The sequence below is a fragment of the Saccharibacillus brassicae genome (assembly GCF_006542275.1).
Taxonomy (GTDB): domain Bacteria; phylum Bacillota; class Bacilli; order Paenibacillales; family Paenibacillaceae; genus Saccharibacillus; species Saccharibacillus brassicae.
The window spans coordinates 2,081,613-2,105,118 of record NZ_CP041217.1; the positions used below are offsets into that span (position 1 = coordinate 2,081,613).

Below are 23,506 nucleotides of genomic sequence, written 5' to 3' on the forward strand. Positions count from 1 at the left end.
GATGCTGGCATTCGCTTGATGCGAATTCCAAAAGAAAGGGCATCCGTCCAAGCGGATCGCCCCTTTTCCGAAATCAATGGCCCGAAGGCGCGGAAAGTCCCGTTTTTTCAATCGTTGCGCGGCTCTCGTCGTTCAGTCCGCGAATGTCTGCCTGCTTACCCAACTTGTAATACTCGAATTTGACTCGGGAGACCGCCGAAGCGGCCGAGTGGTCCCAGATATGCGAATGTGAAAAGTCGATCACGACCCGGTCCGGATCGTTCGCCGGCGTAAAATGTTCCACGAAATGCGACGCCGTTCCGAAAAACATCTGGCCGCGCACTTCGTATACTTTGGCTCCGTCTTCCGCCCCGACATTCGCCGTCACTTTAAGCTTCGCGATTTTCCAACCGAAATGCAAGGTGCACAGCACGACGCCGACCCCTACGCCGATCGACAGATTGTCGGTCGCCACGACGATGCCGACTACGACCAGCATGACGATCGTATCGGCGATCGGAATCTTGTTCGCCCGGTACAGCGAGCTCCAGTCGAACGTGCCGATCGAGACCATGATCATGACGCCGACCAGCGCCGCCAGAGGAATCCGGCTGACGATATCGCCCAGCAGCACGAGCAGGACCAGCAGGAACGCGCCGGCCGTAAAGGTCGACAGCCGGCCGCGGCCGCCCGACTTGATATTGATGACGGACTGCCCGATCATCGCGCAGCCGGCCATGCCGCCGAAAAATCCGTTGACGATGTTGGCGATGCCCTGACCGCGGGCTTCGACGTTTTTGCTGCTCTTCGTCTCGGTCATGTCGTCCACGATCGTGGCCGTCAGCAGCGATTCGAGCAGACCGACCAGCGCCAGCGAGATCGACACCGGCAGAATGACCCTGAACATATTCCAGGTCAGCTCGATCTGCGGGATATGGAACATCGGCGGCGTATTGCCGAGTTCGCCCATTTCCCCGACCGTTTTGACGTCCAGGTTCAACCAGACGGCGATCAGCGACATGACGACGATCGCCACGAGCGGCGCCGGAACGGCTTTGGTAAACCGCGGCAGGACGTAGATAATCGCGAGCGTGCCCGCTACCACGATATACATCGCCGGTCCCGCCCCGACGAACTGCGGAAGCTGCGCCATGAAGATAATGATCGCAAGCGCGTTAACGAAGCCCGTCATGACGGGCTTCGGGATAAACGTAATAAAGCGCCCGATGCCGAAAGCGCCGAGCAGAACCTGAATGATGCCGGCCAGCACGCCTGCCGCCAACAAATACTCCATCCCGTAATCGCGGTACAGGCTGCCCATCAGCACCGCCATTGCGCCCGTCGCCGCCGAGATCATGCCCGCTCGCCCGCCGACGAACGCGATCACGATCGCGATGACGATCGACGCATGCAAACCGACGATGGGATCGACGCCCGCCACGATCGAGAATCCGATCGCTTCCGGGATCAGCGCCAACGCCACCGTGATGCCGGACAGGACATCGCCCCGCACATTGCCGAACCATTGTTGTCTGAACTCCATAATCCTCTCGCTTTCCGTATCTCACTGTTGTAATACCTTGTCAACACTAAAGGTAAGGTTACGCTCCCCTGAATCGCACCTAAAGCGTGTGCGTTTCAGGAAAACGTAAACCTGTGATTAAGCGTTGAAAGGGTAGTAGTCGTGGCGTTTTCCCCTTTCAGAAAAACCCGGGTCCGTTGTCGTCAAGACCCTCATTATACAGAATTCGAACAGGCACGGCTACAGCAGCAAAATCGCAAAACAAAGAGCCAGAAGGCGATTTCCTAACCTTTTCGCCGTCTGACCCGTTTATTTCCGCTTTTTTCATGAATTTGCACCCGCTAGAAACGACCCGACTTGAAAATGGACAGCAGCAGGAGCAGCACCATCAGCACCGCCACGACCAGTCCCATCTCGATGATCGGATAATTCCAGATGACGGTCTCTTTCTGGGCCAGCGAAGCGCCGACCACGAGGCCGGCCATGACGATGCTGAACGCGAGCAGCACGATGCTGAACGCCAGCCGGTTGACGAGCCGGTCGACGCCCTTGGACGCCCGCCGAAGCTCCGGCATCTCCAGTTCGACCTTGACCCGGCCTCCGCTGATGAAGGACGTCAGATGGCGCAGCCGGTCCGGCAGCCCCGCCAGCGAATCGGCCAGGCCGAGCGCCCCGCTGACCGTTTTGCGCCGCAGCCGGTCGGGCCCGAACTTCTCCCGGGCAAGCTTGCGGCCGAACGGTTCGGCCAGCGTCACGATGCTCAGCGACGGATCGAGCTGCTCCACCATGCCTTCCGTCGTGATCAGCGCTTTGCCCAGCATCAGCAGATCCGGCGGAATGCCGATACCGTGCTGGCGGGCCGTGGAGAAGAAATCGTTGATGACCTGCCCGAGATTGACGTCGGAAAAAGCCACGTCGTAATATCTCTCCCTGAGCCGTTCCAGATCGCGCTTGAGCGCGCCCACGTCCGTCTCTTCGTGGATCATGCCCATCCGTTCGATCGCCCGTACCATCGCCGGCGTATCCTGCCGCATCAGCGCAATAACAAGCGACGACAGGTACTCCCGCATATCCGGACTGAGCCGGCCGACCATGCCGAAATCGAGAAACGTGATCGATCCGTCCTTCATGATCAGCAGATTGCCCGGATGCGGGTCCGCATGGAAAAAGCCGGCGATAAAAATCTGGTTCAGCACGGCGTTCACGATCCGCGATGCGATGGTCTTCACGTCGTAGCCGCGATGTTCGAGGTACTGCCGGTCCGTCGGCTTGATGCCTTCGATGTAGCTCATCGTCAGCACGCGTTCGGACGTACAGGCCCATATCACGTCGGGCACGTGGATATGGGGGTCCTGATTGAACTGCGCGGAGATCCGCTCCATGTTGCGCGCTTCCGACGTATAGTCCAGCTCCGCTTCCATCGAGCGCGCAAATTCGTCCACGAGCTGCGTCACCTGGTAGCGGGTTACCCACTCCCAGCGTTTCTCGCCGAGCGCGACCAGATCGTGCAAAATTTCCAGATCCCGCGTGACCAGCCGCTTGACGCCGGGCCGCTGCACTTTGACCGCGACCCGCTGCCCTCCTTCGATCAGGCGGGCGCTGTGCACCTGCCCGATCGAAGCGGCGGCGATCGGCTCTTCCGAAAAATCGGTCATGAAGCTCTCGATCGAACCGCCGAGTTCCAGCTCCACGATCTGCCTCGCTTCTTCCGCCCCGAACGGGGGCACGTCGTCTTGAAGCTTGGACAGTTCCAGCACGACGGACGCCGGCAGCAGGTCCGAGCGGGTGCTCGCCAGCTGCCCCAGCTTGATGAACGTAGGCCCGAGCGCTTCCATGACGAGACGGATACGCTCGCCGAGCGTTTTCGTTTCCGGCGCCTCGCGCCGAATCCAGCGGATAGGCAGCCGCAGAACGCGCGTCAGTCCCATCTCCTCGACCATATAGCCGAAGCCGTGCCGGATCAATGCGACCGCGATTTCCCGGTAGCGGCCGGCATGCCGGATATGGACCGCCATGTTACTCGGCCGTCGTTTCGCCCGGCGCGCCTGTCCGGTAGTTGTTCGTCTCCGCAGCCGGGTCTGCCGTTACCGCAGGCTTGCCGCCTTCGAGCTGGGCGACGCGCTGTTCCAGCACGGCGATCCGCTGCTCAAGACTGACCACGTCGCTGCCGGACGGAACGTCCAGTTCCTGCAGCACGCGGCGAACCTGATCCTGCACCATGTTCTTGATCGTCGAACGTTCTTCTTCTCCGCGCTCGATCAGCTTGTTGACGACCGCTTTCGATTCGGACGGCGCGATCTCGCCTTTTTTCACCAATTCCTCGACCGTTTTCTCCACTTTTTCCTTGCTTGCTACCGTCAGGCCGATTCCGAGAGACAACGCCTTTTTAAACAGATCGCTCATTGAAAGATTCCTCCGTTTATGAAATGGGATACGTTCGCTTGTCCCCTGCAACCTTCAGGAACGCGAAAGCTCAAATCGTGCTTTCTTCTTCCCCGTCTTCCGCCCGTTGTTCGCCGGAAGCCGCGTAATACTTCGCCAATTCCACCATCATGCTGCCCATCCGCTCTTCTTTGGGCGCGATCACGCGCTCGATGCCTTCTTCGCGGATCGACTGGGCCGTCACTTTGCCGACCGCCACCGCCACGACCTCTCGCTCGAACGAAGCCCGCAGCGCTTCTTCTTTGCCCGCCGCGGCCGCATGAGCGATCAGGAAACGCACCTGCGGACCGCTCGTGAACGTCACGGCGTCCACGCGGCGTTCGAGAATGTCGCCCAGCAGCTGTTCAAGCTGTTCGTCCGGCGGCGCGATATGCTTGTAAGGCAGCACCGTGCGCACCGAAGCCCCGCGGCTCTCCAGCCAGGAGACGAGATGCGGCGCCGGATCGCCGTGCAGCTGCACCATCACTTTCGTTCCGGACAAATCGTGTCCTTCCAGCTCGCGAATCAATCCTTCCGTGCTGCCGTCGTCGTCGCGGACGACCGGAGCGATCCCGCGCTTCTTGAGCGCGTTGACCGTCTTGTACCCGCGGGCCGCGACGTTCGAATGGGCCAAAGCTTCCATAAAAGCTTCCGACACTTCCATCTCCTGCGCCGTATTGATCAGCGCTTCCAGCCCCATCCCGGTCGTCAGCAGAGACCACTCGGGCTTCAGGCGGATCCATTCCGAGATTCCGCCGCCCAGCTCCGGTTCGTCCAGAAACACCGTTCCCTGCGCCGGGCGCACGAGCGCCGTTCCGCCCATGTTCTGCACGATTTTGCTCAACTCTTCCGCTTTGCGCGGACCGGTAATCGCGATCCGTTTTCCTTCCAGTCTTTTCGCCAACCGATTTGCCCCTCCCTTGTCCTTGTAGAAGGCTTTCCATACGGCCGTGCCGCTTTCCACCTATTTTCGCTTCCCCGACGCAAAATTGCAACCGCCCGGACCCAAAACACCCCGAATCCCGAAAAGCGCGTCCTTCCCTTCTCTTTTACCCTTAAAAATACTTATATTCATGTATGGCCAAAATTACTATCATATCTTCCCTTGGCTTTCCGATATATAATCTAACGCACCATCCAAGTCCGTACACGAGCCGATTTTTTCCTCTAAATGTAAGAAATGCAGCCAACGAATACGCTCCCGGTTCCATCCATTTTTTGCCTGTGCGAAAGTCGTTGACCTTTATTCATTTTGTCCTGTATATTGTAAATTACTAGTATTAAAAGAATTATATGAGAAGCCTAGACCCGGAATGGACTCTAGCAGCGTAAGCGAGGTGCAGACATGGAACTAACGAAAACTCTCCGTTCGGAAATTGAAAACGGCATCGCCGAACTCGGCATGAACTTTTCCAGTTTCGGCGAACGGTCCGGCATTAACCGCGGCATCTTCAGCGCCATCTTGAACGGAACCCCGCCGAAGCCGATTTCCCTGAACCAGATGGAAGCGATCACCCGCGCATTCGGCAAACCGGAAGGCTGGATGTTCGACCTGTATATCGAAGAATGCTTCTACGACGGCAAGCCCAACCGGCGACGCGTCGAGCCTTTCCTGATTCGCTGCGCCGAACTCGGACGAACCGACTGCATCCGCGAAGTGCTGTCCCGCCTGCTTGAAGATCTCAAGCACGTCTCGATGATCTTCGACATCGCGGAGACGCTGTTCACGACGGGCCGCAAACAGGAATCGCTCATTTTCTACGAATGCGTGGTGGAGAACGAGAAATACCATCATTCGGAGCGGCTGGCGATCAGCCACTATCGGATTTTCCGGGCGGCGATTGGAGAAGATAACGAGCAGAACCTTCGTGCGGCGCTTCGTTTTGAATCGTTCTGCGGCAAACTTCCCGATCATCATCGTTTGGACGGTCTGCTTCAGTTGACGAACGTTTATTATTCGCTTGAACGTTGGAAAACTGCGGAACATTACGCCGACGAGTTGATCGAATTTTCTGCAACCGTATACGAAAATGAAAATGCAAAACGAAAAAAAAGCAAAAAATACGAACCGTTGATGACCGATCGACCGCTTGTCAAATATTATGGACAAGGTTACTTAGTCAAAGGCGGCATGCTTGAAGCTCAGGAGCATTACGAAGAAGCACGAGCCTTTATCGATAAATATGCAGACTTGAGTTGGTTTGAAGGACTCGATTCCGATGGGCAAATCGAAGTCGATAAGTTCAAGCTTTTTGCGAAAGCCAATAGACTTAATCTTGAAATACTAATGGGCAATACCGAATATCTTGAGGAATACATGCAATTTTTGGAACAACATCCCCAAGAGATCCTCCCGAGTTTTTTAACCATCATAGAATCCGCAAACAAGCATTCCTTCTCCATAGATTTTGTGATCCATCATTTTTCCGCTTATTTAAAAGACGAAGAAGACATACCTAAAATCAAAGACAGTTATTACAGACAAACGACGATAAATCGAATTCTGCCAAACCTTTTCCACGAACTGTCGATTTATTATGCAAAAAAAGAAAATTACGTGCGCGCGATCGATTACTCTTTACAATCATTAAAAAAATCAATTAAAATAAGCAATAAGAATGTGTTCATGAAATGCGTTCCTTTTTTTGAAGAATTTAGAACTTTCGCAACTCTGGAACAGACGAAAAGATACGAAATTCTCATGAAGGAGATGTATCAAAATGCGTAAATCGGCTAAAGGCCTGATTTTGGTCATGACTGCTTCTTTTTTGCTCGTTTCTTCACCGGTTTATTCAACGGTAGATTTTGCTTTCAAACTTCTGGTTAACGGTGTAGGTACCTAAAGTTTGACTTAAAAAGAGTACAGCAGTGCGTTCTCGAACGCGCAGTTGTACTCTTTTTTGTTTGAAATCACTTTTTGAAAGCGATGAATTCACTTAAAAAAACCACCTATTCGAGTACAAAAATAAGCGAGCCAAGTCCCTCCTTCCACCTCCCCCCAACCCTACACTTTTCTTTATTTAGTTACTAAGATATTAAAGATATGTCACAAACGTTTCGCTATCGGGGCTTATAATGAATCGATCTATAGAAGAGTACACGTTTTTCTAGCTTGCAATTCAATTTTCCGCCCGACATTCGTCGGGTCGGCTTTTTCATATTCCTGACCGAGGTGCCTACATGCAGACTTCCAACCAACTTCGATCGGCCATCAAACAGGATATGCGGGAGTTGGGTTACAACTTCTCCGTTTTGTCGGAAAAATCCGGAATCTCCCGCGGATCGCTCAGCCTCATTCTCGTGGGCGGAGCGTCGCGTCGCAGTCCGATGGCTTTTCATCATTTGAACCAAATCACTTCGGCGCTCGGGCTCAAGGAAGAAGCTTACTTCGACCTTTACGTCGACGAATGCTTCTTCGACGGCCGTCCGAGCCGAAGCCGAATCAAGCCGTTCCTGACAAGATGTATCGAGCTCGGGCAGGCGGCATGCGTCGAACGGATTCTGGCCCGGCTCGAAGGCGATTCCCGTTATTTGCCGCTCCTGTTTGAAATCGCGGAGCATGGTTTCAAAAAAGAGGGAACCAAAACTCTCGTCGAACGTCTATTTGAGTATATGCTGCTGCATCAGGACGACCGTCATTCCGTGGAAAAAGCGGTCTGCCATTACCGCCTCTTCATGCTCCGGCTCAATCAGGACGAAGAGAACAACTCCCGCCAGCTCAATGCTTTCTCGCCTTACCGCGATAATCTGCCCGACGAACTCAAGATGGAATCGCTGCTGATCATGGCTTACCTGTGCTACAACCGCATGGACGCCGAAGAACTGGAGAAGCTGGGCGACGAACTGATCTCGCTCTGCCTCCGGCTGTTCGGCACGAAAGAAAAGCCCGGAAGACCGTTCCGCCCGGATTCCCCGCTCGGCCGGACGTTCGTCTTTTATTACGGGCAAGGTTATGTCGTCAAGCAGATCGCCCTGTGCGAAAAAGGCGAATTCGAGGCCGCCCAATCGTATTCCCGCTTTTACGAAGACTTGAGCTGGCTGGCCGGCAGCGACGCCGAAGCGCAGCAGGCCGCCCGGGGCATGACGCTGTTCGCGCACGCCAATCAACTGGGCTGCCGGCTGCTCGGCGGAGAGCTCGAAGTGCTGCCCGATTATATCGACATGCTCGAACTGCATCCCAAAGAAACGGTATCCGGCCTCATCGTTCTGCTCAAGACCGCGAACCGGTTCGGCATCTCGGTCGACGAATGGCTGCCGCGCTTTCCGCTCGACCTGGAGCAGATGCTGGCAATGCAGGACAACGCCTACTACAGACAGGTATGCCGCAATCGCTTCGCCCGCCTGCTCTACCAGCTCTCGATCTACCACTTCGGCCGGGGCCGGTTCGAAGAGTCGCTTCAAGCGGCGCTGCAAAGCTGGGAGCTCTCGAGTCGATTGAACAATCACCGAATGTTCCGGCTGCTCGCTTCGCTCACGCTCATGTACAGCGGGCAGTCCGAACCGGAGGACCTCTGAGAGGTGCATCATGCAAAAATCGTTTGAACTGCGTTCGGCGATCGAAAAAGAAATGGCGAGTCAAGGCCTTAACTTCTCGACGTTGAGCGAAAAATCGGGCATTAACCGGGGCGTATTCAGCGCAATCCTGAACAGCACGCCGCCGAAGCCCGTTTCTTTTCACCAACTGGATACGATCACCCGGGCGCTGGGTATGCCGCCGGGCTGGCTGTTCGACGAATATGTCGGGGAATGCTTCTACGGCGGCAAGCCGAACCGGCGGCGAATCGAGCCTTTTCTGCTGGCCTGCTCGGAATCGGGACGGACCGATCTCGTGCATGAAGTGCTGCGGCGGCTGCTCGAAGATCTCAAATACGTGCCGTTCGTGTTCGAAAAAGGCGAAGAACTGTTCATGAACGGTCATTTTATCCAGTCTATCCCGTTCTACGAGAGCGTCATCGAACACGAGAAACACCAGCATTCGCTCCGCTTAGCGGTCAGCCAGTACCGGCTGTTTCGCGCCCGGCTCGGCGAAGACGGCGAAGAAAAGCTCAAAGCCGCTGTCCGGTTCGAACCTTTTTGCGGCCTGCTTCCGATCCGCCTGAGACTCGACGCGCTTCTGCGCCTCGGCAACCTCTATTACGAGCTGGGCAAGTACGCCGAGATGGAAGCCGCGGCCGACGAGCTGTTCGAAGCCGCTTCCGGGCTGTACGCCGAGCTGCGCTCCGGCAAGGCGAAGCCGCAGGAAGACGAACCGCCGGTCCGGCCGGTCAAATCGCTCGTGTTCTATTACGGCAGCGGTCTCCTGCATAAGCAGTTGGCGCTGATCGGGCAGAAGCGCTACGAAGAAGCGCGGCCGTACGGCGAACGCTACGGCAATCTGGACGGCTTCGAAGGGTTGGACGACGACGGACGGGCGGAAGTCGAAAATTTCAAGGTGTTCGCGCTCGGCAACATGCTCGATCTGGAGCTGACGCTCGGCAATTTGTCCGTTCTGCCGGCTTATTCCGCCTACATGCAGCGCCATCCGAACGAAACGGTGAGCGGCCTGGTCAACATCGTCGAAGCGGCGAACCGTTACGACGCGGACGTCGACCGCCTGCTTGAAGACCATTACGTGCCGCTGGATCGTTACATGGCGCAGAGACCCGATAATTATTATCCGGAACCGATCGTACGCAGCAGCTTTGCCAGTCTGCACTTCCATCTGGCCGTCTACCATAACCGACGCGGCCGATGCGCCCAGGCTGCGGAGCATGTGCGGCACTGCTGGCAGCTGTCGCAGGAATTGAACAATCCGCAGCATTTCCGGCAGCTCGCTTCGCTGCTGTCGCTGCCGCCGATGTTCGTGCCGCTCGTTCCCGAGACGGCCGGCGAAGCCGAATAGCCCGGAACGCCGCGGCCCAAACGAACAAGCGCCGCGGAGCAGGGAGATCCCCGTTCCGCGGCGCTTGTTCGTTATCGGTGTGCGCGAACGAACTTCGCGCGCGGCAAGGCTTTATTCCGCCGAACCGGTCTTGATCCGGATCTCTTTGAGATACGGCTGCGGCTCCGTCACTTCGAGCGACTGCGCGAACGCGTCGGCAGCCGGCTCGACCGCGACCATCATGCTGCCGCTCAGGTTCTGCATCTCGTAGCCGAGATCGACCGTCTGCGCATCGGCTTCGTCCCCGCCGCGCTGCACGGTCATCTGCGAGCTGCCTTTGGTCAGCGTCGCGACGACGTCGCCTTTGCGCAGCTTGACGACGCTCGTGCCGTCGAAGCCGAATTCGGCGCCCAATGCGGCCGCCAGCTCTTTGATCGGCACGAGAATATGGCCTTCGCGCACCTGGGCCGGCACGCTGAATTCCACTTCCTTGTCGTCGACGTAGACGAACAGGCTGAACGCTCCGCTGTCCATATCGACCGCCAGATGCGAGAGCTGGCTCTCCAGCTCTTCGTTGAACTTGTCCACGTTGTCCGCGGTCACCAAATTTTTGCCTTCCGCGATTTCGCGCACAATCCGTTCGTTGATCGCCTGGCTGTGGTGGGACAAGTCTTTATACTGGCCCAGATCGTACGTGATCGACGAATCTTCCTGAAAATCGTACACGCTGACGTTCGAATGCTTGCTGAACTGTTCGAACATATACTTTTTCATCGCGTATTGGTTTTCCGCCCGGACCGGATTCGTCTCCGCCCACACCTGCTGACGCAAAATGGTGTACGGCGGGTAGTAGAACGTGAATTCCACTTCCGGATGTTCTTCGATCAGGCTCAGCACGTATTTGTTGAACACGGCTTCCACGTTTTCGAGCGAAAATTCGTTTTTGCCGTAGCCGGCTTCCTTGATTCGGGCTTTCTCCCATGTGTCGAGCACGGCCGCCTGGCTGTACTTGGCCGATTTGTCCCAGTTGCGCAGCAGATCCAGATTGCGGAACGCTTTGGACTCTTCTTCCGGCGTCGTCAATGCTCTCCACGCATGCTTGACGTTCGAGATATTGAACAAATATTCGTAATCGTTGAACGGATTGTTGTCGTACATGTACATCGGCATATTCTCCGACTCCGCCCCGACATCCTGGCGCATCGCGAAGTAATCGAGGCCCCAGAGAACGCGCTTGACCTTGCCGGTATCCAGCGCGGTCCGTCCGACGGCGCTTTGTTCCATCGCCGTCGAACCTTCGATCGACAGCTTCATCACTTGGCCGCCCAGCACGCTCTCGACGTACGACGGCACGAAGTTCTGGGTCATCGAACTGCCGAGAATGATCGTATCGTAATCGTAGCTGCGGGCGAGCCCCGCGTTCTGGTAACGCTCCTGCGACGAATACAGCGGCGGGTACAACGACGACTTGCGGTACATTTGCAGCGGGTCGACGACATACATGAACGAACCGACCAGCAGCGCGAACACGAGCACGCTGGCGGTAAATTTAAGCAAAAACTTGCGATAACCTTTGTTATCCATAACCTTCCCCCATGACGAACCGAATCCTTATCTCAGAAGTTGAAGTAGAGGAATTCGCTGATTTGGTTGAAATACAGAAGCGACACGACGAAAAGGGCAGCCGCGAATACGGCCCGGCCGAGCGTCGGCTTGAAACGTTCCGTCAATTCGATCGAGTTGCGCGCGAACAAAGCGATCAGCAGCGACACCGCGACGAGCGGCAGCCCGGCCGTCAGCAGGTCCGGAGGCAGGATGACCCCGCTCATGCCGAACATCCCTTTGAGGATGCGCACGCCGTCGGACCAGTGCTGCGCCCGGAAGAACACCCAGGCGATATTGACGAAGTTGAACGTAATGAACCAGCCGACGTATTTGTTCATCTTGATGCCGGTCAGCTGCCAGAGACGCTGAACGACCTGCGCGGCGCCGTGCATCGCGCCCCAGATGATAAAGGTCCAGCCCGCTCCGTGCCAGAATCCGCCGATCAGGAAGGTCAGGAACAAGTTGATGTAGGTCCGCGTCGTGCCTTTGCGGTTGCCTCCGAGCGGGATGTAGATATAATCTTTCAGGAAACGGCTGAGCGTCATATGCCATCTCGCCCAGAAGTCCTTGATACTCGTGCCTTTGTACGGCGAGTTGAAGTTGACCGGCAGCTTGATGTTGAAGATCAGGCCGAGACCGATCGCCATGTCCGAGTATGCGCTGAAGTCGAAGTACAGCTGCCCGGTATAGGCGAGCGACGTCGTCCAGGCTTCCACGAAGTGCAGCGCCTGCCCGCTGTCGAAGCCTGCCGTTGCGATCGGCGCAAGCAGGTCCGCGATGATGACCTTTTTGAACAAGCCGATGCAGAAAATGAAAATACCGCGCGAAATGTTGTCGGCCCGGATCCGTTTGCCTTCCGGATCGTCGAACTGCGGCATCATTTCCTTGTGGTGCAAAATCGGACCGGCAATCAAATGCGGGAAAAACGTTACGAACAAAATGTAGTTGGCCACATTGTATTCCTTCACTTTGCCGCGGTAAGCGTCGACCAGGTAGGCGAGCTGCGTGAACGTGAAGAAACTGATGCCGAGCGGCAGCACGATGTGCAGCAGCGAAGCGTCCTGTCCGAACAATCCGTTGTAATTGTCAATAAAGAAGTCGGCGTACTTGTAGTAGCCGAGCAGCGCCACGTCGCCGACCACGCCGAGAATCAACAGCCAGCGGCCTTTGTGGTTCACGCCGTTCGCATTGATATGGCTGAGGCCGCGCCCCACTATGTAGTTGAATGCGATCGAGCCCAGAATGAGCGGCAAATACCGCGTATCCTCATAGGCGTAAAAGAACAGCGAGGCCAACGCCATCCAGATCTTGGCCAGATTGTAGAGCTTGAACCGGTTCAAGGCAAAGTAGCCGATAAAGACGACCGGCAAATACGCAAAAATAAACTCGTAAGAATTGAAAAGCACGTCTTCCCTTCCTCTCTTCGCCTGGCGCTCCGCCGGAAGGCGAACGCAAAGCGGCGCGAATGCGAGATTTACCCAGTGGACACATCCAAAAGACCGCGCGAAAACCGGCGAAAACGCCGTTTAGGCACAACGCCCATTATACCGACTCGACCCATGTCGAAGCAACGAAGTTGGGACAAAATTAAAGTTTATTCCAACTTTTTGTACCTTTTTGCAGCTTTGAAGCCCAAACGCGTTCGCGCATCAAAAAAACCGTACCGCAGAAAAAAGAATTCCGCGGTACGGCCGCACAGGATGCATAAGACGCTACAGACTGTTCGTCATGTCCAGCAGCCGCTCCCAGCCATGCTTCAGATTCTGCTGCGCCCATTCCGTATGTTCCGGCCCGAACCCCCGGTAATCGCATTCCACCCGCATGACCAGATCGAGATACAGCGGGTACAGCGCCCGGCGAACGAGTCGATCGGACGCTTCGCCTTCCAGACCGTAGGCCGTCTCGTAAGCCGGCGAATCCATGAATTTGCCGAAGACGTATTCCATCAGCGGATCGGCCCACAGCGCGCGTTCGAAGTCGATGATCCCTTCCACCTTTCCGTCCTTGACCAGCACATTGCCCGGCCAGGAATCCCAGTGGATCAACGTCGGCGTCGTGAATGCCCGCAGCGACGGACGGTGGCGCTCCAACTGCTCGTCCAATTCCTCGTAAGACATCGGCAGCTTCACGCCCGCGTCCCGCCCGTCCTGCATCACGTCGCGCATCAGTGCGAGAAAAGCGTCGTCCCAACTCGGAGCATTCGACGGATGCGGCAGGTAATAGCCGAACTCCGTCCCTTTGATCTCATGGATTTGCCGGAAAAAGCGGCCCAGTTCCGCGTCGATCGCTTCGCGTTCCCCGGACGGCAGCTCGCCGCGCACCTTGTCGTAGGACGTGCCGGTCAACCGCTCCATCAGAAAATATTCGCACGGCACGATCGTTTTCTCCGCATCGTACGCGTAAATGTCCGGAACCGGAACCGTGCCGGCTTCCTTCAGCCTGCGCATAACTTCGACTTCGGTCCGCATCAGCCCCCGCTCGCAGCGCATCCGGCCTTCCTCGGACTCCGCCGCCGATTTGAGAATGGCCGTGCCGCCGTTCTCCAAGTCCAGCGCGTACGCCGAATTGGCCCACCCTTCGGTCAACTCCTCGATCTTCGTGCAGCCGCATCCGAACGTTTTTTGCGCGATCCGCTCGATTTCTTCCGTGCTTAATCTTCGTTTCGTTACGCTCTCCATATCGGGTTTTCGCTCCTTCAAGGTCTTTTTTGGCAGCAGCAGGTTTCGTTCCCGCCCATGATTAGACGCTCCGCCCGACTGATTCGATCCGTTTTAGATTTTTTTGATCCGTTTTCGATCATGAGCCCGATTCTGCGCGGTGTGTCACTTGCTGTTCTTTTCGATAAATAAAATCCCGATCCTTTTTCGTTCACAAAAAAGATTAAATTTCCGTGAGGCGGGTAAAAAAATAGCGGAACGGATTGAGTGTTCATATCCAGATATGCATCTTTCTGTAAGCTTCGTCGGAAAGTCGAACGTTTCCAGGCCTTTAGCAGCCAGAGACCAACTTGACCATCAAGAGGAGGAATTACGATGTTTATCCACATGAAAGAACTTCAATACCACGCCAGACCGGAAAAACCGGACCCGATTTTCGCCAAAAAACTGCAGGAAGTCCTCGGCGGCCAGTACGGCGAAATGTCCGTTATGATGCAGTATTTGTTCCAGGGCTGGAACTGTCGCGCCGATCAGAAGTACCGCGACATGCTGCTCGATATCGGTACGGAAGAGATCGGCCACGTCGAAATGCTGACCACGATGATCGCCCAGCTGCTGGACGGCGCGCCGGTCGACCAACTCGAAGAAGCGGCCAAAGACCCGTTGATCGAAGCGGCGCTCGGCGGCATGAATCCGCAGCATCTGATCGTGTCCGGCCTCGGCGCGACGCCGACCGACAGCGTAGGCTACCCGTGGAACTCGCGCTACATCGTGGCCAGCGGCAACCTGCTCGCCGATTTCCGCGCCAACCTCAACGCCGAGTCCCAGGGCCGCCTGCAGGTTGCCCGCCTGTACGAGATGACGACCGATCCCGGCATCCGCAAAATGATGGGCTTCATGCTGGCGCGTGACACGATGCACCAGAACCAGTGGATGGCCGCCATCGCCGAGATCGAATCGATGGAAGGCACCATCGTGCCGGCTTCGTTCCCTCGCGAGCTGGAGCTGCAGGAAGTCTCGCATCAGTTCATGAACTTCTCCGAGGGCGAAGAAAGCGCCGAAGGCCGCTGGGCCAAAGGCCCGTCCATGGACAACCAGGGCAAATTCGAATACGTTGCGAAACCTCAGGCCATGGGCGAAAAGCCGGTCCTCACCCCGGCACCGGACTTCACGTTCTCCCGCCCCGGCGCCCTGCCGAAGCTGACGAACGAAAGCAGCAAAGCCGGCAAAGGGCTGCTGTAAGCGGAGGATGGGTTAGAGGATTGAAAAGGTTGAAAAGATTGAAAAAGGACGTCCCCTGCGGGGGGACGTCCAGGCTGTCGAGAAAGTCCTATACGTATGAGAAGCTTGTCGGCTGCGGGAGAAATTCGTTCCGGTCGCGTGTTGAAATCAGGAAAAAGGATCAAATTTGAATGGGATTTTCCTGATTTCAAAGGCGAACGCTGGCGCTCCTACACTGAATTTCTCCCTCCGCCTCCTCACTTTGTTCAAAATTAGACTTTCTCGACACGTTGGACGTCCCCTGCGGGGGACGTCCTTTTTTGTGCAGGGCGGGCGTGGGTGCTGGCGCGGCGCGAGCGCGGCGTGGGTGCTGGCGCGGCTGCGGCGTGGACGCTAGACGCGAGGCGGGCGCGGCGTGGGTGCTGGCGCGGCTGCGGCGTGGACGCTAGACGCGAGGCGGGCGCGGCGTGGGTGCTGGCGCGGCTGCGGCGTGGACGCTAGACGCGAGGCGGGCGCGGCGTGGGTGCTGGCGCGGCTGCGGCGTGGACGCTAGACGCGAGGCGGGCGCGGCGAGTGCTGGCGCAATGCCGGCACTGGCGCGGGCCCGAAGGCATCGCGGTTACGAGAGCGGGACCGATTCGACGCCGGCAGGCGCGGCAAGCACGGTTCCGGCAAAATAACTGCGTAGATACAGTTAATTCGCTCGGTTTGTCGGTCAAAACTCAAATAACTGCGCAGATACAGTTATTTGAAGCCATATGGCTCAAAAGGAGCCATTCGCCGCCGAATAGATGCATTGGTGCAGCTATTTGCGGATGGTGTTGCGAAAAGCACGAAATAACTGTATTTTCGCAGTTATTTCGTGTCTTTCGCCGCCAGACTGAGCAAATTGTGTGCCGGCGGATTGGATAACAAACCGAAACGAAGCTCAAATCGAGCTGAATACAAACCCGTTTTGAATATAAATTTTTTAAACATAAGTTTGTTTTGAACATAAGCTTGTTTAATGTAGACCTGCTTGCCGTTTAACGTCCTGCATCGGTGCGGATTCGTTCGCCGCATCCACGCCGCCGCTCCCAGCACGAAATCTCCTTCTCCGACTCTCTTTTCACCGCCTATTATCTTCTTTTCTCCTCTTTAAATTCACTTTTATTTCGCCGTTACTTTTACTTTCATTTCACCTCTACCTCTCCCTTTACCTCTGCTCTTACCTTTTACTGTTCCTTTCTCGCTGTCGGCCAATGCGCCTGACCGCTGCCCGCCCGGATTCGGCTTGGGCTTTTCACTCCCCGTCCGCCAGCGCCAGCCACGCTTCCGTCAGCGCGTCGATCCGGGCTTGCGTCGCGTCTTGCTCCGCGAGCCATTCGCTCAGGCGGTGCGCCTCCAGCGCATGGGCCGGGTCGGCCAGCGCTGCGCCGAGTTCGGCTGCGCGCACTTCCAGTTCGGCAATGTCCCGCTCCAGCTTCGCGGGATCGAGGCGCGGTGCTTCGCCCTGCCCTCCATTCCGGCTTCCCGGCCCTTCGCCGGACTTCCCGCTTCGCCATTCCTCGCTCTGCCTTCCATTCCCGCTCCGCGCTGCTTCGCCTTGCCCTCCGTTACGCCTTCCGGCTCCGGCGGACGCCGCCCCGTTCCCGCTTCGCACTCCCGCGCCCTGCGCTCCCGAGTGCTCCTCGGCTGTGCGCTGCGCTTTCTGCCGCTCGGCGCGGTAATCGTCGTAGCCGCCGAGCGTCGAGACAAGCTCGCCGCTTTCCAGCGACCAGACGCGCTGCGCGATGCGGTTAATGAAGAACCGGTCGTGCGAGACGGCCAGAATCGTGCCGTCGTATTCTTCCAGCGCTTCTTCCAGCGCTTCGCGCGAAGCAATATCGAGGTGGTTGGTCGGCTCGTCGAGCAGCAGCAGGTTCGGCTTCTGCCGCATGAGCACGGCCAGGCGCAGCCGGCTCCATTCGCCGCCGGACAGTCCGGCGACGGGCTTGAACACGTCTTTGCCGTAGAACAGAAACTTCGCCAGGCTGCCGCGCGCTTCGCCTTCTTCCATGGCGGCCTGCTCTTTGTAATAATCGAGCACGCTCGTGCGGTCGGCCGGCGGCGATTCTTCCTGTGCCAGATAGCCGAGGCGCACGCGCGAGCCGAGGCGCAGTTCGCCGGCATCCGGGCTTTCCTGGCCCAGCACCATGCGCATCAGCGTCGTTTTGCCCGCTCCGTTGCCGCCGACCAGCACGGCGCGTTCGCCGTAGCGCAGCAGCGCTTCCGCTTCGCGCAGCAGGACGCGGCTGCCGAAAGATTTGCGCACCGCGTCCAGCGTCAGCACGTCTTCGCCCGTGCGTCCGTCGGTCGCAAGCGCCAGCCCGATCGCGGTGCGCTCCAGCACCGGGCGCTTGACCTTTTCCATTCGGTCGAGCGCTTTTTGCATGGAAGCGGCTTTGCGGAAAAACTTCGGGTTGTCGCCCTTTTTGCCCCACTCGATCAGCCGCTTGATCGCTTCTTTCATCTGCTTGATCACTTTTTGCTGCTCTTTGTAATCTTCGAACTGACGCAGCAGCCGGGCTTCTTTTTCCTCCCGGTATTGCACGTACCCGCACGGATACGAAGTCGCTTCGCCGTCTTCGAGTTCGATGACCTTTTCCACCGTCTGCGTCAGAAAATAACGGTCGTGGGAGACGACGACGATCGTCGATGACGAATCGCGGATGAAGCTCTCCAGCCACGCCGCCGCTTCCATGTCGAGATGGTTGGTCGGCTCGTCGAGCAGCAGCAGATCGGCTTCTTCCAGCAGCAGCGCAGCCAGCGCGACTTTGGTCTTCTCGCCGCCGGACAGTTCCGCGAACGGACGCTCCCGCTGCCCGGCGGAAATGCCCAGACCGGAAGCGACCGTGTCCACTTTGGCCGGAATTTCGTAGCCGCCTCCGCGTTCGAACGCTTCCTGCGTCTCGCCATATTCGCGCAGCATCCGGTCGAGCGCCGCGCCTTCCGCCCCGCTCATCGACGCTTCCAGCTCGCGCAGCTTCGCCTGCAGCGCAAGCGAGGTCCCGAACACGCCCAGCAGCACGTCTCCGACGCTTTGCTCCCCGTAATCCGGAATCTGGTCCAGCACGCCGACGCGCGCGCCGCGGCGCAGCGACACGTTTCCTTCGTCGGGCGGTTCCGCACCGGACAATAGGCGAAACAGCGTCGATTTGCCGGCTCCGTTGCCGCCCAGCAGCCCGACTTTTTCCCCTTCATAGATATCGAACGAGACTCCGCTCAGCACTTCCTCGGCTCCGTAAAACTTTTTGACTTGATAGCAGTTGATCATTAACATGTCGTTCATCCTTTCGCGTGTTCCGTAATGGGTGCGCTCCGACCGTCCTCGTTTCCGGGACCGGACGGAGACTTTCCCCCCGCGTATTCGAATTTTGGGTATGCAAAAAGGCCGCAGGGGAAATGTCCCCCTGCGGCCTCGAAATTCGTATTCGGATGAAGGTTGAAGCGCTAGTACGCGCGGCCCGGCAAGCCGGAACCGTACGCCCGGACAGTGCGTTCCGGGGGCGGTCAAGGCTGCGGTTGGTCGATCGGCCGCGCGAAGAGCGCTGACCTTGTCCGCAGACGCGAGACAGGAGCGGCATTTCGCTGTTCATGTGCAGTTCCGGACAGACGGGTGCCTTGACCGAATTTCAGCGTTGTCGGCTCAAATTTGGACAGACTGATCCCGTTGCGGTTTTGAACATGAACAATGCCGCCCAGTGCCAAAGGCAGCCGATCGAGCACTACAAATAAAGAGTTCAGCGAATTAAAGTTACGCATCCTGTCTCACCTCCTTGTCGTCGTATGCGTTTATCTTAACCGGACGATTCGGCGGAAAGCAAGCTTTTTTTTGCGCTGCGGCCGCCTTGCTTTTACGGCTCCGCTCGCCCGATTCATCCGATTTCCGGCAGCTCCGAACAAGTTTACTTGCTTGGACTGCTCGCTCTTTCGTTTCTTAATGCCCCGAGGTGGTAAATAAGGAAGGTAGAGTTCAGACAATCCCGACCGACACCGAGGAGGACCATAAACATGAGCGAAAAATTCAACGTTCCATCCGAACTTCCGAGATACCCGAGGTCCATGTGGAGAACGGTCACGACGCTGCCGACTTTCCCCGAGATGCGCGAAGACCTCAAAGTCGACGCCGCCGTAATCGGCGCGGGCATCGCCGGCGTGACGACCGCCTATTTGCTGTCGCTCGAAGGCTACAAAGTCGCGCTGGTCGATGCCGGTCAGATTCTGGACGGCACGACCGGCTACACGACCGCCAAAATTTCCGCGCAGCACGGCTTGATCTATAGCGAATTCCTGACCAATTTCCGTCCCGAAATCGCCAGATCCTACTATGAAGCGAATATGGAAGGCCTGAATTTCATCCGCGACATGGTCCAGAAGCATAACATCGACTGCGATTTCCAAGAAGAGACCGCTTATCTGTATACGACGCAGGACGACAAACTGGACGATCTGCGCAAAGAGTTCGAAGCGTACCAGGAACTCGGCATTCCCGGCGAGTGGCACGATTCGCTGCCGATTCCGGTCCAGGCCAAAGGCGTCATCTCCATGCCGGGACAGGCGCAGTTCAACCCGCTCAAATACCTCAAGTTCCTCGTGGAGAAGATCATCGAGAACGGCGGGCTGATCTATGAAAATACGACGATCGAAGGCGCGGTATACGGCAAGCCGATCGAAGCGTACACGATCGACGGCGAATTCCGCATCTACTGCAACGAGATGATCGTCACGACCCACTATCCGTTCTGGAACGTGCCGGCGGGCTACTTTACCCGACTGTCCGTCGAGCGTTCGTACGCGCTTGCGGTCAAGCCGGAAACGTCGTTCCAGGGCGGCATGTACCTGAGCATCGACGACTCGAAGCGCTCGATCCGCTCGGCGACGTTCGAAGGCGAAGAAGTGCTGATCGTCGGCGGCGAGAACCATCCGACCGGCAAGGACGAGAACACGTTCGACCACTATCTGGCGCTGGAGAAATTCGCGGGCGAAACGTTCGGTTCGCGCGAGATTCCGTTCCGCTGGTCGGCGCAGGATATCACCACGCTGGACAAGATCCCGTATATCGGACCTTTGTCCTCCGACTATCCGTTCACGTTCATCGCGACCGGTTTCAACAAATGGGGCATGACGAACGGTACGTTCGCCGGCCTGCTTATTCGCGACAACGTCATTCGCCGCTCCAACCCGCATATGAACACGTTCAACCCGGGCCGTTTCAACGACAAGAGCCTGGGACAGACGCTCGTAACCGGCATGAAAATGGCCAAAGAAATGATTACGGGCAAATTCGGCGGCGCGGACGAGAAGATCAGCAACCTGGAACCCGATCAGGGCGCACTCGTTCGCCACAACGGCAAAAAGGTCGGCGCGTACCGCGATCCAAAAGGCGAGCTGTTCCTTGTCGACACGACCTGCACGCATATGGGCTGCGAGACGGCCTGGAACGAAGCGGAACGTTCGTGGGACTGCCCGTGCCACGGTTCGCGCTTCGCGTATAACGGCGACGTGATCGAAGGTCCGGCGACCGATCCGCTGGAACGCATCGAAGAATAGACGGCCGCTTGTCGAACTTCGCGGCATGGCCCCGGTTTCCCCAGCGGAAACCGGGTTTTTTGCGGATCGGGCGCCGCAGGCTTCAATACGATAAAAATCGCGCATCCCCGCCGCGCATCCTGTACAATGACAGTAAAATCGTTCCAATGACGAAATTTATGCAAACCGAGGTGGAGCATGAGTTCTCGCAAAAATTTTCGCAGGCCCCGGCAGATTCCGTATGTTTTCCTAAGCTTTCTCGGATTGGTCGTTCTGGCGTTGGCCGCAGTGCTGATCTGGCATTCGGCCGGCTTCGGCGACGAAACGGCCGGCGGACCCGACTCCAAGCCGGCCGGTTCCGATCCGTCCGCTGTCGTGCCGCTTCCGGCTCCGCGCATCCCCGTGTTCGAACAAAACGGGATCAAGCGCACCGCTTCCGTCGTCGACGGGCAGCTCGCGACGTACGACGGCGAGCAGTGGCAGACTTCGTTCTGGCCCGGCATCAACTTCGGCGCCACGACGCCGGGACATTTCCCCGGCCAGGTGTCGCCGACCAAAGACGACTATTTGCGCTGGTTCCCGCAGATGCAGGCCATGAACATCAAAGCCGTCCGCATCTACACGATCCTGCCGCCGGACTTCTATGAAGCGCTGGCGGAATTCAACGCCGGCCAGGACAAGCCGCTCATGCTGATGCAGGGCATCTGGTCGCCGGAGGAAGATCTGATCGGCGCCGACTCGAACGGCCGCGACGCGTTCTCCAAGACGATCACAAGCAGCTTCGAACAGGAGATTCGCGACGCGGCGGCCGTCGTGCACGGCCAGGCCGATATCCCGGCCCGAACCGGGCACGCGTCCGGTACGTACAAGGCCGACGTGTCGCCGTATCTGCTCGGCTGGATCGTCGGCACGGAATGGTATCCGTATGCCGTGCAGGCGACCAACGAAGCGCATGTCGGCATGAAACCTTACGCCGGCAAGTATTTCCGTGCCAAGGCCGAAGCTTCCCCGTTCGAGAGCTGGCTGGCGCAGATGCTTGACGTGCTGGCGGAAGAAGAGATGAAATACGGCTGGCAGCACCCGGTTTCTTTTACCAACTGGGTCACGACCGATCCACTCGATCATCCGAACGAGCCGCTGCCGCAGGAAGACCTCGTGCCCGTCGATCCGATGCATATCGAGCCGACGCAGGACTGGTCAGCCGGTTATTTCGCGTCGTACCACGTGTATCCGTATTATCCGGATTCGCTGCGCCGCGACCAGAAATATCTGGATTACGTGAATGCCGCCGGGGAAAAAGACCCGTATGCCGGCTATCTGAACGAACTGCGCGCGCATCACACAGGCATCCCGCTGATCATCGCCGAATTCGGCATGCCGAGTTCGCGAGGCATTGCCCACTACGGCCTGCTCGGCCGAAGTCAGGGCATGCACCAGGAACAGCAGCAGGGCGAACTGAACGCGGGCATGCTCAAGCAGATCTATAACGAAGATTACGACGGGGCGCTGCTGTTCGAGTGGCAGGACGAATGGTTCAAGTTCACCTGGAACACGATCGAACTGGAAGCGCCCGGCGACCGCCGGGCCATGTGGCGCAACCGCCTGACCAACGAAGAACATTTCGGCGTGGTCGCGATCGAGCCGGAAGAAACGGCCGAAGACGCGATGACGATCGACGGCCGAACCGACGACTGGGAAAAGCGCGGACTGGTCGCCGAAGACGTCGGGAACGGCGTAAAAATGGCGATGACCCACGACGCTTCGGATCTGTACGTGCTGCTGCAAAAAGACGGCGGAGACTGGAATTTCGACGCCGACGAACTGACGCTTGGCTTCGATACGACGCCGGGCGGCAGCCGGAACGCGAAGCTTGCGCCGGGGATCCGCTTCGACGGCGGACAGGAATTCCTCGCCCGCTTCGCGGCCGGGCAGGGCGGACGGCTGTACGTGAACAGCGGCTACGACCAGTTCAGCTGGCTGTACGGCTACAAGCTGAAGTCGGTACCGTACAAAGCCGCCTACGCGAACGACGAAGCCGGCCTCTTCCTGCCGTGGAAGCTCGCGCTGAACCGGGAACTGTACCTGCCCCAGAGCAAAGTCGATACGCCGTTCGAAGCGTACGACGTGGGCAAGCTGCACTGGGGCACGAACGACCCGGAATCCGACAAGTTCAACAACTTGTCGGATTGGTATCTCGAAGGTGACACGCTGGAGCTGCGCATCCCGTGGATGCTGCTCGGCTTCACCGATCCGAGCCGCCTGCAGGTATGGAAGTATCCGTACGGCACGGACAGCGTCACGCCGATCGACACGAACGGCATCTCGGTCTCGGCCGTGCTGTCGCAGGCGGGCTCTCCTTCGAAAGCAGCCCCGAAATCCCGCATGTACACATGGGATGCGTGGGATCTGCCGGCCTACCACGAACGGCCGAAGAAAAGCTTCGACATTCTCAAAGACGCTTTCTCCGAATACGACGGACAGGTCGAAGGATCGACCCGCAACTAGAATCGGCGGTCGGGCCGCCGGACCGGCCACCGCAGCAAAAGACGACTCCGATGTTTGCCGGAGTCGTCTTTTTGTCTTGCGGTTTTTTTACGTGCGGTTTTTGACGTGCGGTTTTTGACGTGTGCCTTCCCGTGCGGCTCCCCGGCGCCTGCGCGGTTCGCTCTGCCGGGGGTCTACCGGGCCGCC

At 57.7% G+C, this 23,506-nt stretch carries 15 protein-coding genes; 6 read left to right on the plus strand and 9 right to left on the minus strand.

What is annotated here, in order from left to right; all coding sequences use genetic code 11:
* Positions 1-73: 73 nt before the first annotated feature.
* From FFV09_RS08755 to FFV09_RS08770, 4 genes are all read right to left on the minus strand, one after another.
* Complete coding sequence (locus FFV09_RS08755; protein WP_141447479.1) at positions 74-1,522, minus strand: SulP family inorganic anion transporter; 1,449 nt, start codon at positions 1,520-1,522, stop codon at positions 74-76.
* 320 nt (positions 1,523-1,842) lie between these two features.
* The gene (locus FFV09_RS08760) at positions 1,843-3,516 is read right to left on the minus strand and encodes an ABC1 kinase family protein (protein WP_141447480.1); all 1,674 of its coding nucleotides are present in this window, start codon (positions 3,514-3,516) and stop codon (positions 1,843-1,845) included.
* A gap of 1 nt (position 3,517) precedes the next feature.
* Positions 3,518-3,904: a phasin family protein gene (locus tag FFV09_RS08765; RefSeq protein WP_141447481.1), complete on the minus strand. Its 387-nt coding sequence runs from the start codon at positions 3,902-3,904 to the stop codon at positions 3,518-3,520.
* A 70-nt stretch (positions 3,905-3,974) separates the two neighbouring features.
* Positions 3,975-4,826 carry a uroporphyrinogen-III synthase gene (locus FFV09_RS08770; protein ID WP_141447482.1) on the minus strand — a complete coding sequence of 284 codons (852 nt, stop codon included), beginning with the start codon at positions 4,824-4,826 and terminating at the stop codon, positions 3,975-3,977.
* Positions 4,827-5,267: 441 nt separating this feature from the next.
* Between FFV09_RS08770 and FFV09_RS08775 the strand changes: the two genes are divergently transcribed.
* From FFV09_RS08775 to FFV09_RS08785, 3 genes are all read left to right on the plus strand, one after another.
* The gene (locus FFV09_RS08775; RefSeq protein ID WP_141447483.1) at positions 5,268-6,650 is read left to right on the plus strand and encodes a DNA-binding protein; all 1,383 of its coding nucleotides are present in this window, start codon (positions 5,268-5,270) and stop codon (positions 6,648-6,650) included.
* Between the two features lie 452 nt (positions 6,651-7,102).
* Positions 7,103-8,437, plus strand: a complete 1,335-nt coding sequence (locus FFV09_RS08780; RefSeq protein ID WP_141447484.1) for a hypothetical protein — start codon at positions 7,103-7,105, stop codon at positions 8,435-8,437.
* A gap of 10 nt (positions 8,438-8,447) precedes the next feature.
* A complete protein-coding gene (locus FFV09_RS08785; protein ID WP_141447485.1) occupies positions 8,448-9,803 on the plus strand; it encodes a helix-turn-helix domain-containing protein in 1,356 nt (451 codons plus the stop codon).
* Positions 9,804-9,914: 111 nt separating this feature from the next.
* Here the strand turns inward: FFV09_RS08785 and FFV09_RS08790 are convergent, their stop codons facing one another.
* The 3 genes from FFV09_RS08790 to FFV09_RS08800 all read right to left on the minus strand — a co-directional run bounded on the left by FFV09_RS08790 (position 9,915) and on the right by FFV09_RS08800 (position 14,065).
* Positions 9,915-11,366: a stalk domain-containing protein gene (locus tag FFV09_RS08790; RefSeq protein ID WP_141447486.1), complete on the minus strand. Its 1,452-nt coding sequence runs from the start codon at positions 11,364-11,366 to the stop codon at positions 9,915-9,917.
* A 32-nt stretch (positions 11,367-11,398) separates the two neighbouring features.
* Positions 11,399-12,793: an MBOAT family O-acyltransferase gene (locus FFV09_RS08795; protein ID WP_141447487.1), complete on the minus strand. Its 1,395-nt coding sequence runs from the start codon at positions 12,791-12,793 to the stop codon at positions 11,399-11,401.
* A gap of 306 nt (positions 12,794-13,099) precedes the next feature.
* Positions 13,100-14,065: a phosphotransferase family protein gene (locus FFV09_RS08800; protein WP_141447488.1), complete on the minus strand. Its 966-nt coding sequence runs from the start codon at positions 14,063-14,065 to the stop codon at positions 13,100-13,102.
* 354 nt (positions 14,066-14,419) lie between these two features.
* Between FFV09_RS08800 and FFV09_RS08805 the strand changes: the two genes are divergently transcribed.
* A complete protein-coding gene (locus FFV09_RS08805) occupies positions 14,420-15,286 on the plus strand; it encodes a manganese catalase (RefSeq protein WP_141447489.1) in 867 nt (288 codons plus the stop codon).
* Between the two features lie 1,261 nt (positions 15,287-16,547).
* Here FFV09_RS08805 and abc-f read toward each other — a convergent pair.
* Positions 16,548-18,566, minus strand: a complete 2,019-nt coding sequence (gene abc-f, locus FFV09_RS08810; protein ID WP_141447490.1) for a ribosomal protection-like ABC-F family protein — start codon at positions 18,564-18,566, stop codon at positions 16,548-16,550.
* 230 nt (positions 18,567-18,796) lie between these two features.
* A complete protein-coding gene (locus FFV09_RS08815; RefSeq protein WP_141447491.1) occupies positions 18,797-19,048 on the minus strand; it encodes a hypothetical protein in 252 nt (83 codons plus the stop codon).
* Positions 19,049-19,297: 249 nt separating this feature from the next.
* On the opposite strand from FFV09_RS08815, the gene FFV09_RS08820 reads away from it, so the two are divergent.
* Positions 19,298-20,836, plus strand: coding sequence for an FAD-dependent oxidoreductase (locus FFV09_RS08820; protein ID WP_141447492.1), 1,539 nt, complete (start codon positions 19,298-19,300; stop codon positions 20,834-20,836).
* A gap of 177 nt (positions 20,837-21,013) precedes the next feature.
* Entirely contained in the window at positions 21,014-23,320 is a 2,307-nt protein-coding gene (locus tag FFV09_RS08825) for a hypothetical protein (protein ID WP_141447493.1), read from the plus strand.
* Positions 23,321-23,506: the final 186 nt, after the last annotated feature.

Coding starts and splice junctions, on each gene's coding strand:
- FFV09_RS08780 (WP_141447484.1), top strand. CDS start 7,103: ATGCAGACTTCCAACCAACTTCGATCGGCCATCAAACAGGATATGCGG.
- FFV09_RS08760 (WP_141447480.1), bottom strand. CDS start 3,516: ATGGCGGTCCATATCCGGCATGCCGGCCGCTACCGGGAAATCGCGGTC.
- FFV09_RS08805 (WP_141447489.1), top strand. CDS start 14,420: ATGTTTATCCACATGAAAGAACTTCAATACCACGCCAGACCGGAAAAA.
- FFV09_RS08820 (WP_141447492.1), top strand. CDS start 19,298: ATGAGCGAAAAATTCAACGTTCCATCCGAACTTCCGAGATACCCGAGG.
- FFV09_RS08825 (WP_141447493.1), top strand. CDS start 21,014: ATGAGTTCTCGCAAAAATTTTCGCAGGCCCCGGCAGATTCCGTATGTT.
- FFV09_RS08765 (WP_141447481.1), bottom strand. CDS start 3,904: ATGAGCGATCTGTTTAAAAAGGCGTTGTCTCTCGGAATCGGCCTGACG.
- FFV09_RS08800 (WP_141447488.1), bottom strand. CDS start 14,065: ATGGAGAGCGTAACGAAACGAAGATTAAGCACGGAAGAAATCGAGCGG.
- abc-f (WP_141447490.1), bottom strand. CDS start 18,566: ATGTTAATGATCAACTGCTATCAAGTCAAAAAGTTTTACGGAGCCGAG.
- FFV09_RS08775 (WP_141447483.1), top strand. CDS start 5,268: ATGGAACTAACGAAAACTCTCCGTTCGGAAATTGAAAACGGCATCGCC.
- FFV09_RS08790 (WP_141447486.1), bottom strand. CDS start 11,366: ATGGATAACAAAGGTTATCGCAAGTTTTTGCTTAAATTTACCGCCAGC.
- FFV09_RS08815 (WP_141447491.1), bottom strand. CDS start 19,048: ATGCGTAACTTTAATTCGCTGAACTCTTTATTTGTAGTGCTCGATCGG.
- FFV09_RS08755 (WP_141447479.1), bottom strand. CDS start 1,522: ATGGAGTTCAGACAACAATGGTTCGGCAATGTGCGGGGCGATGTCCTG.
- FFV09_RS08785 (WP_141447485.1), top strand. CDS start 8,448: ATGCAAAAATCGTTTGAACTGCGTTCGGCGATCGAAAAAGAAATGGCG.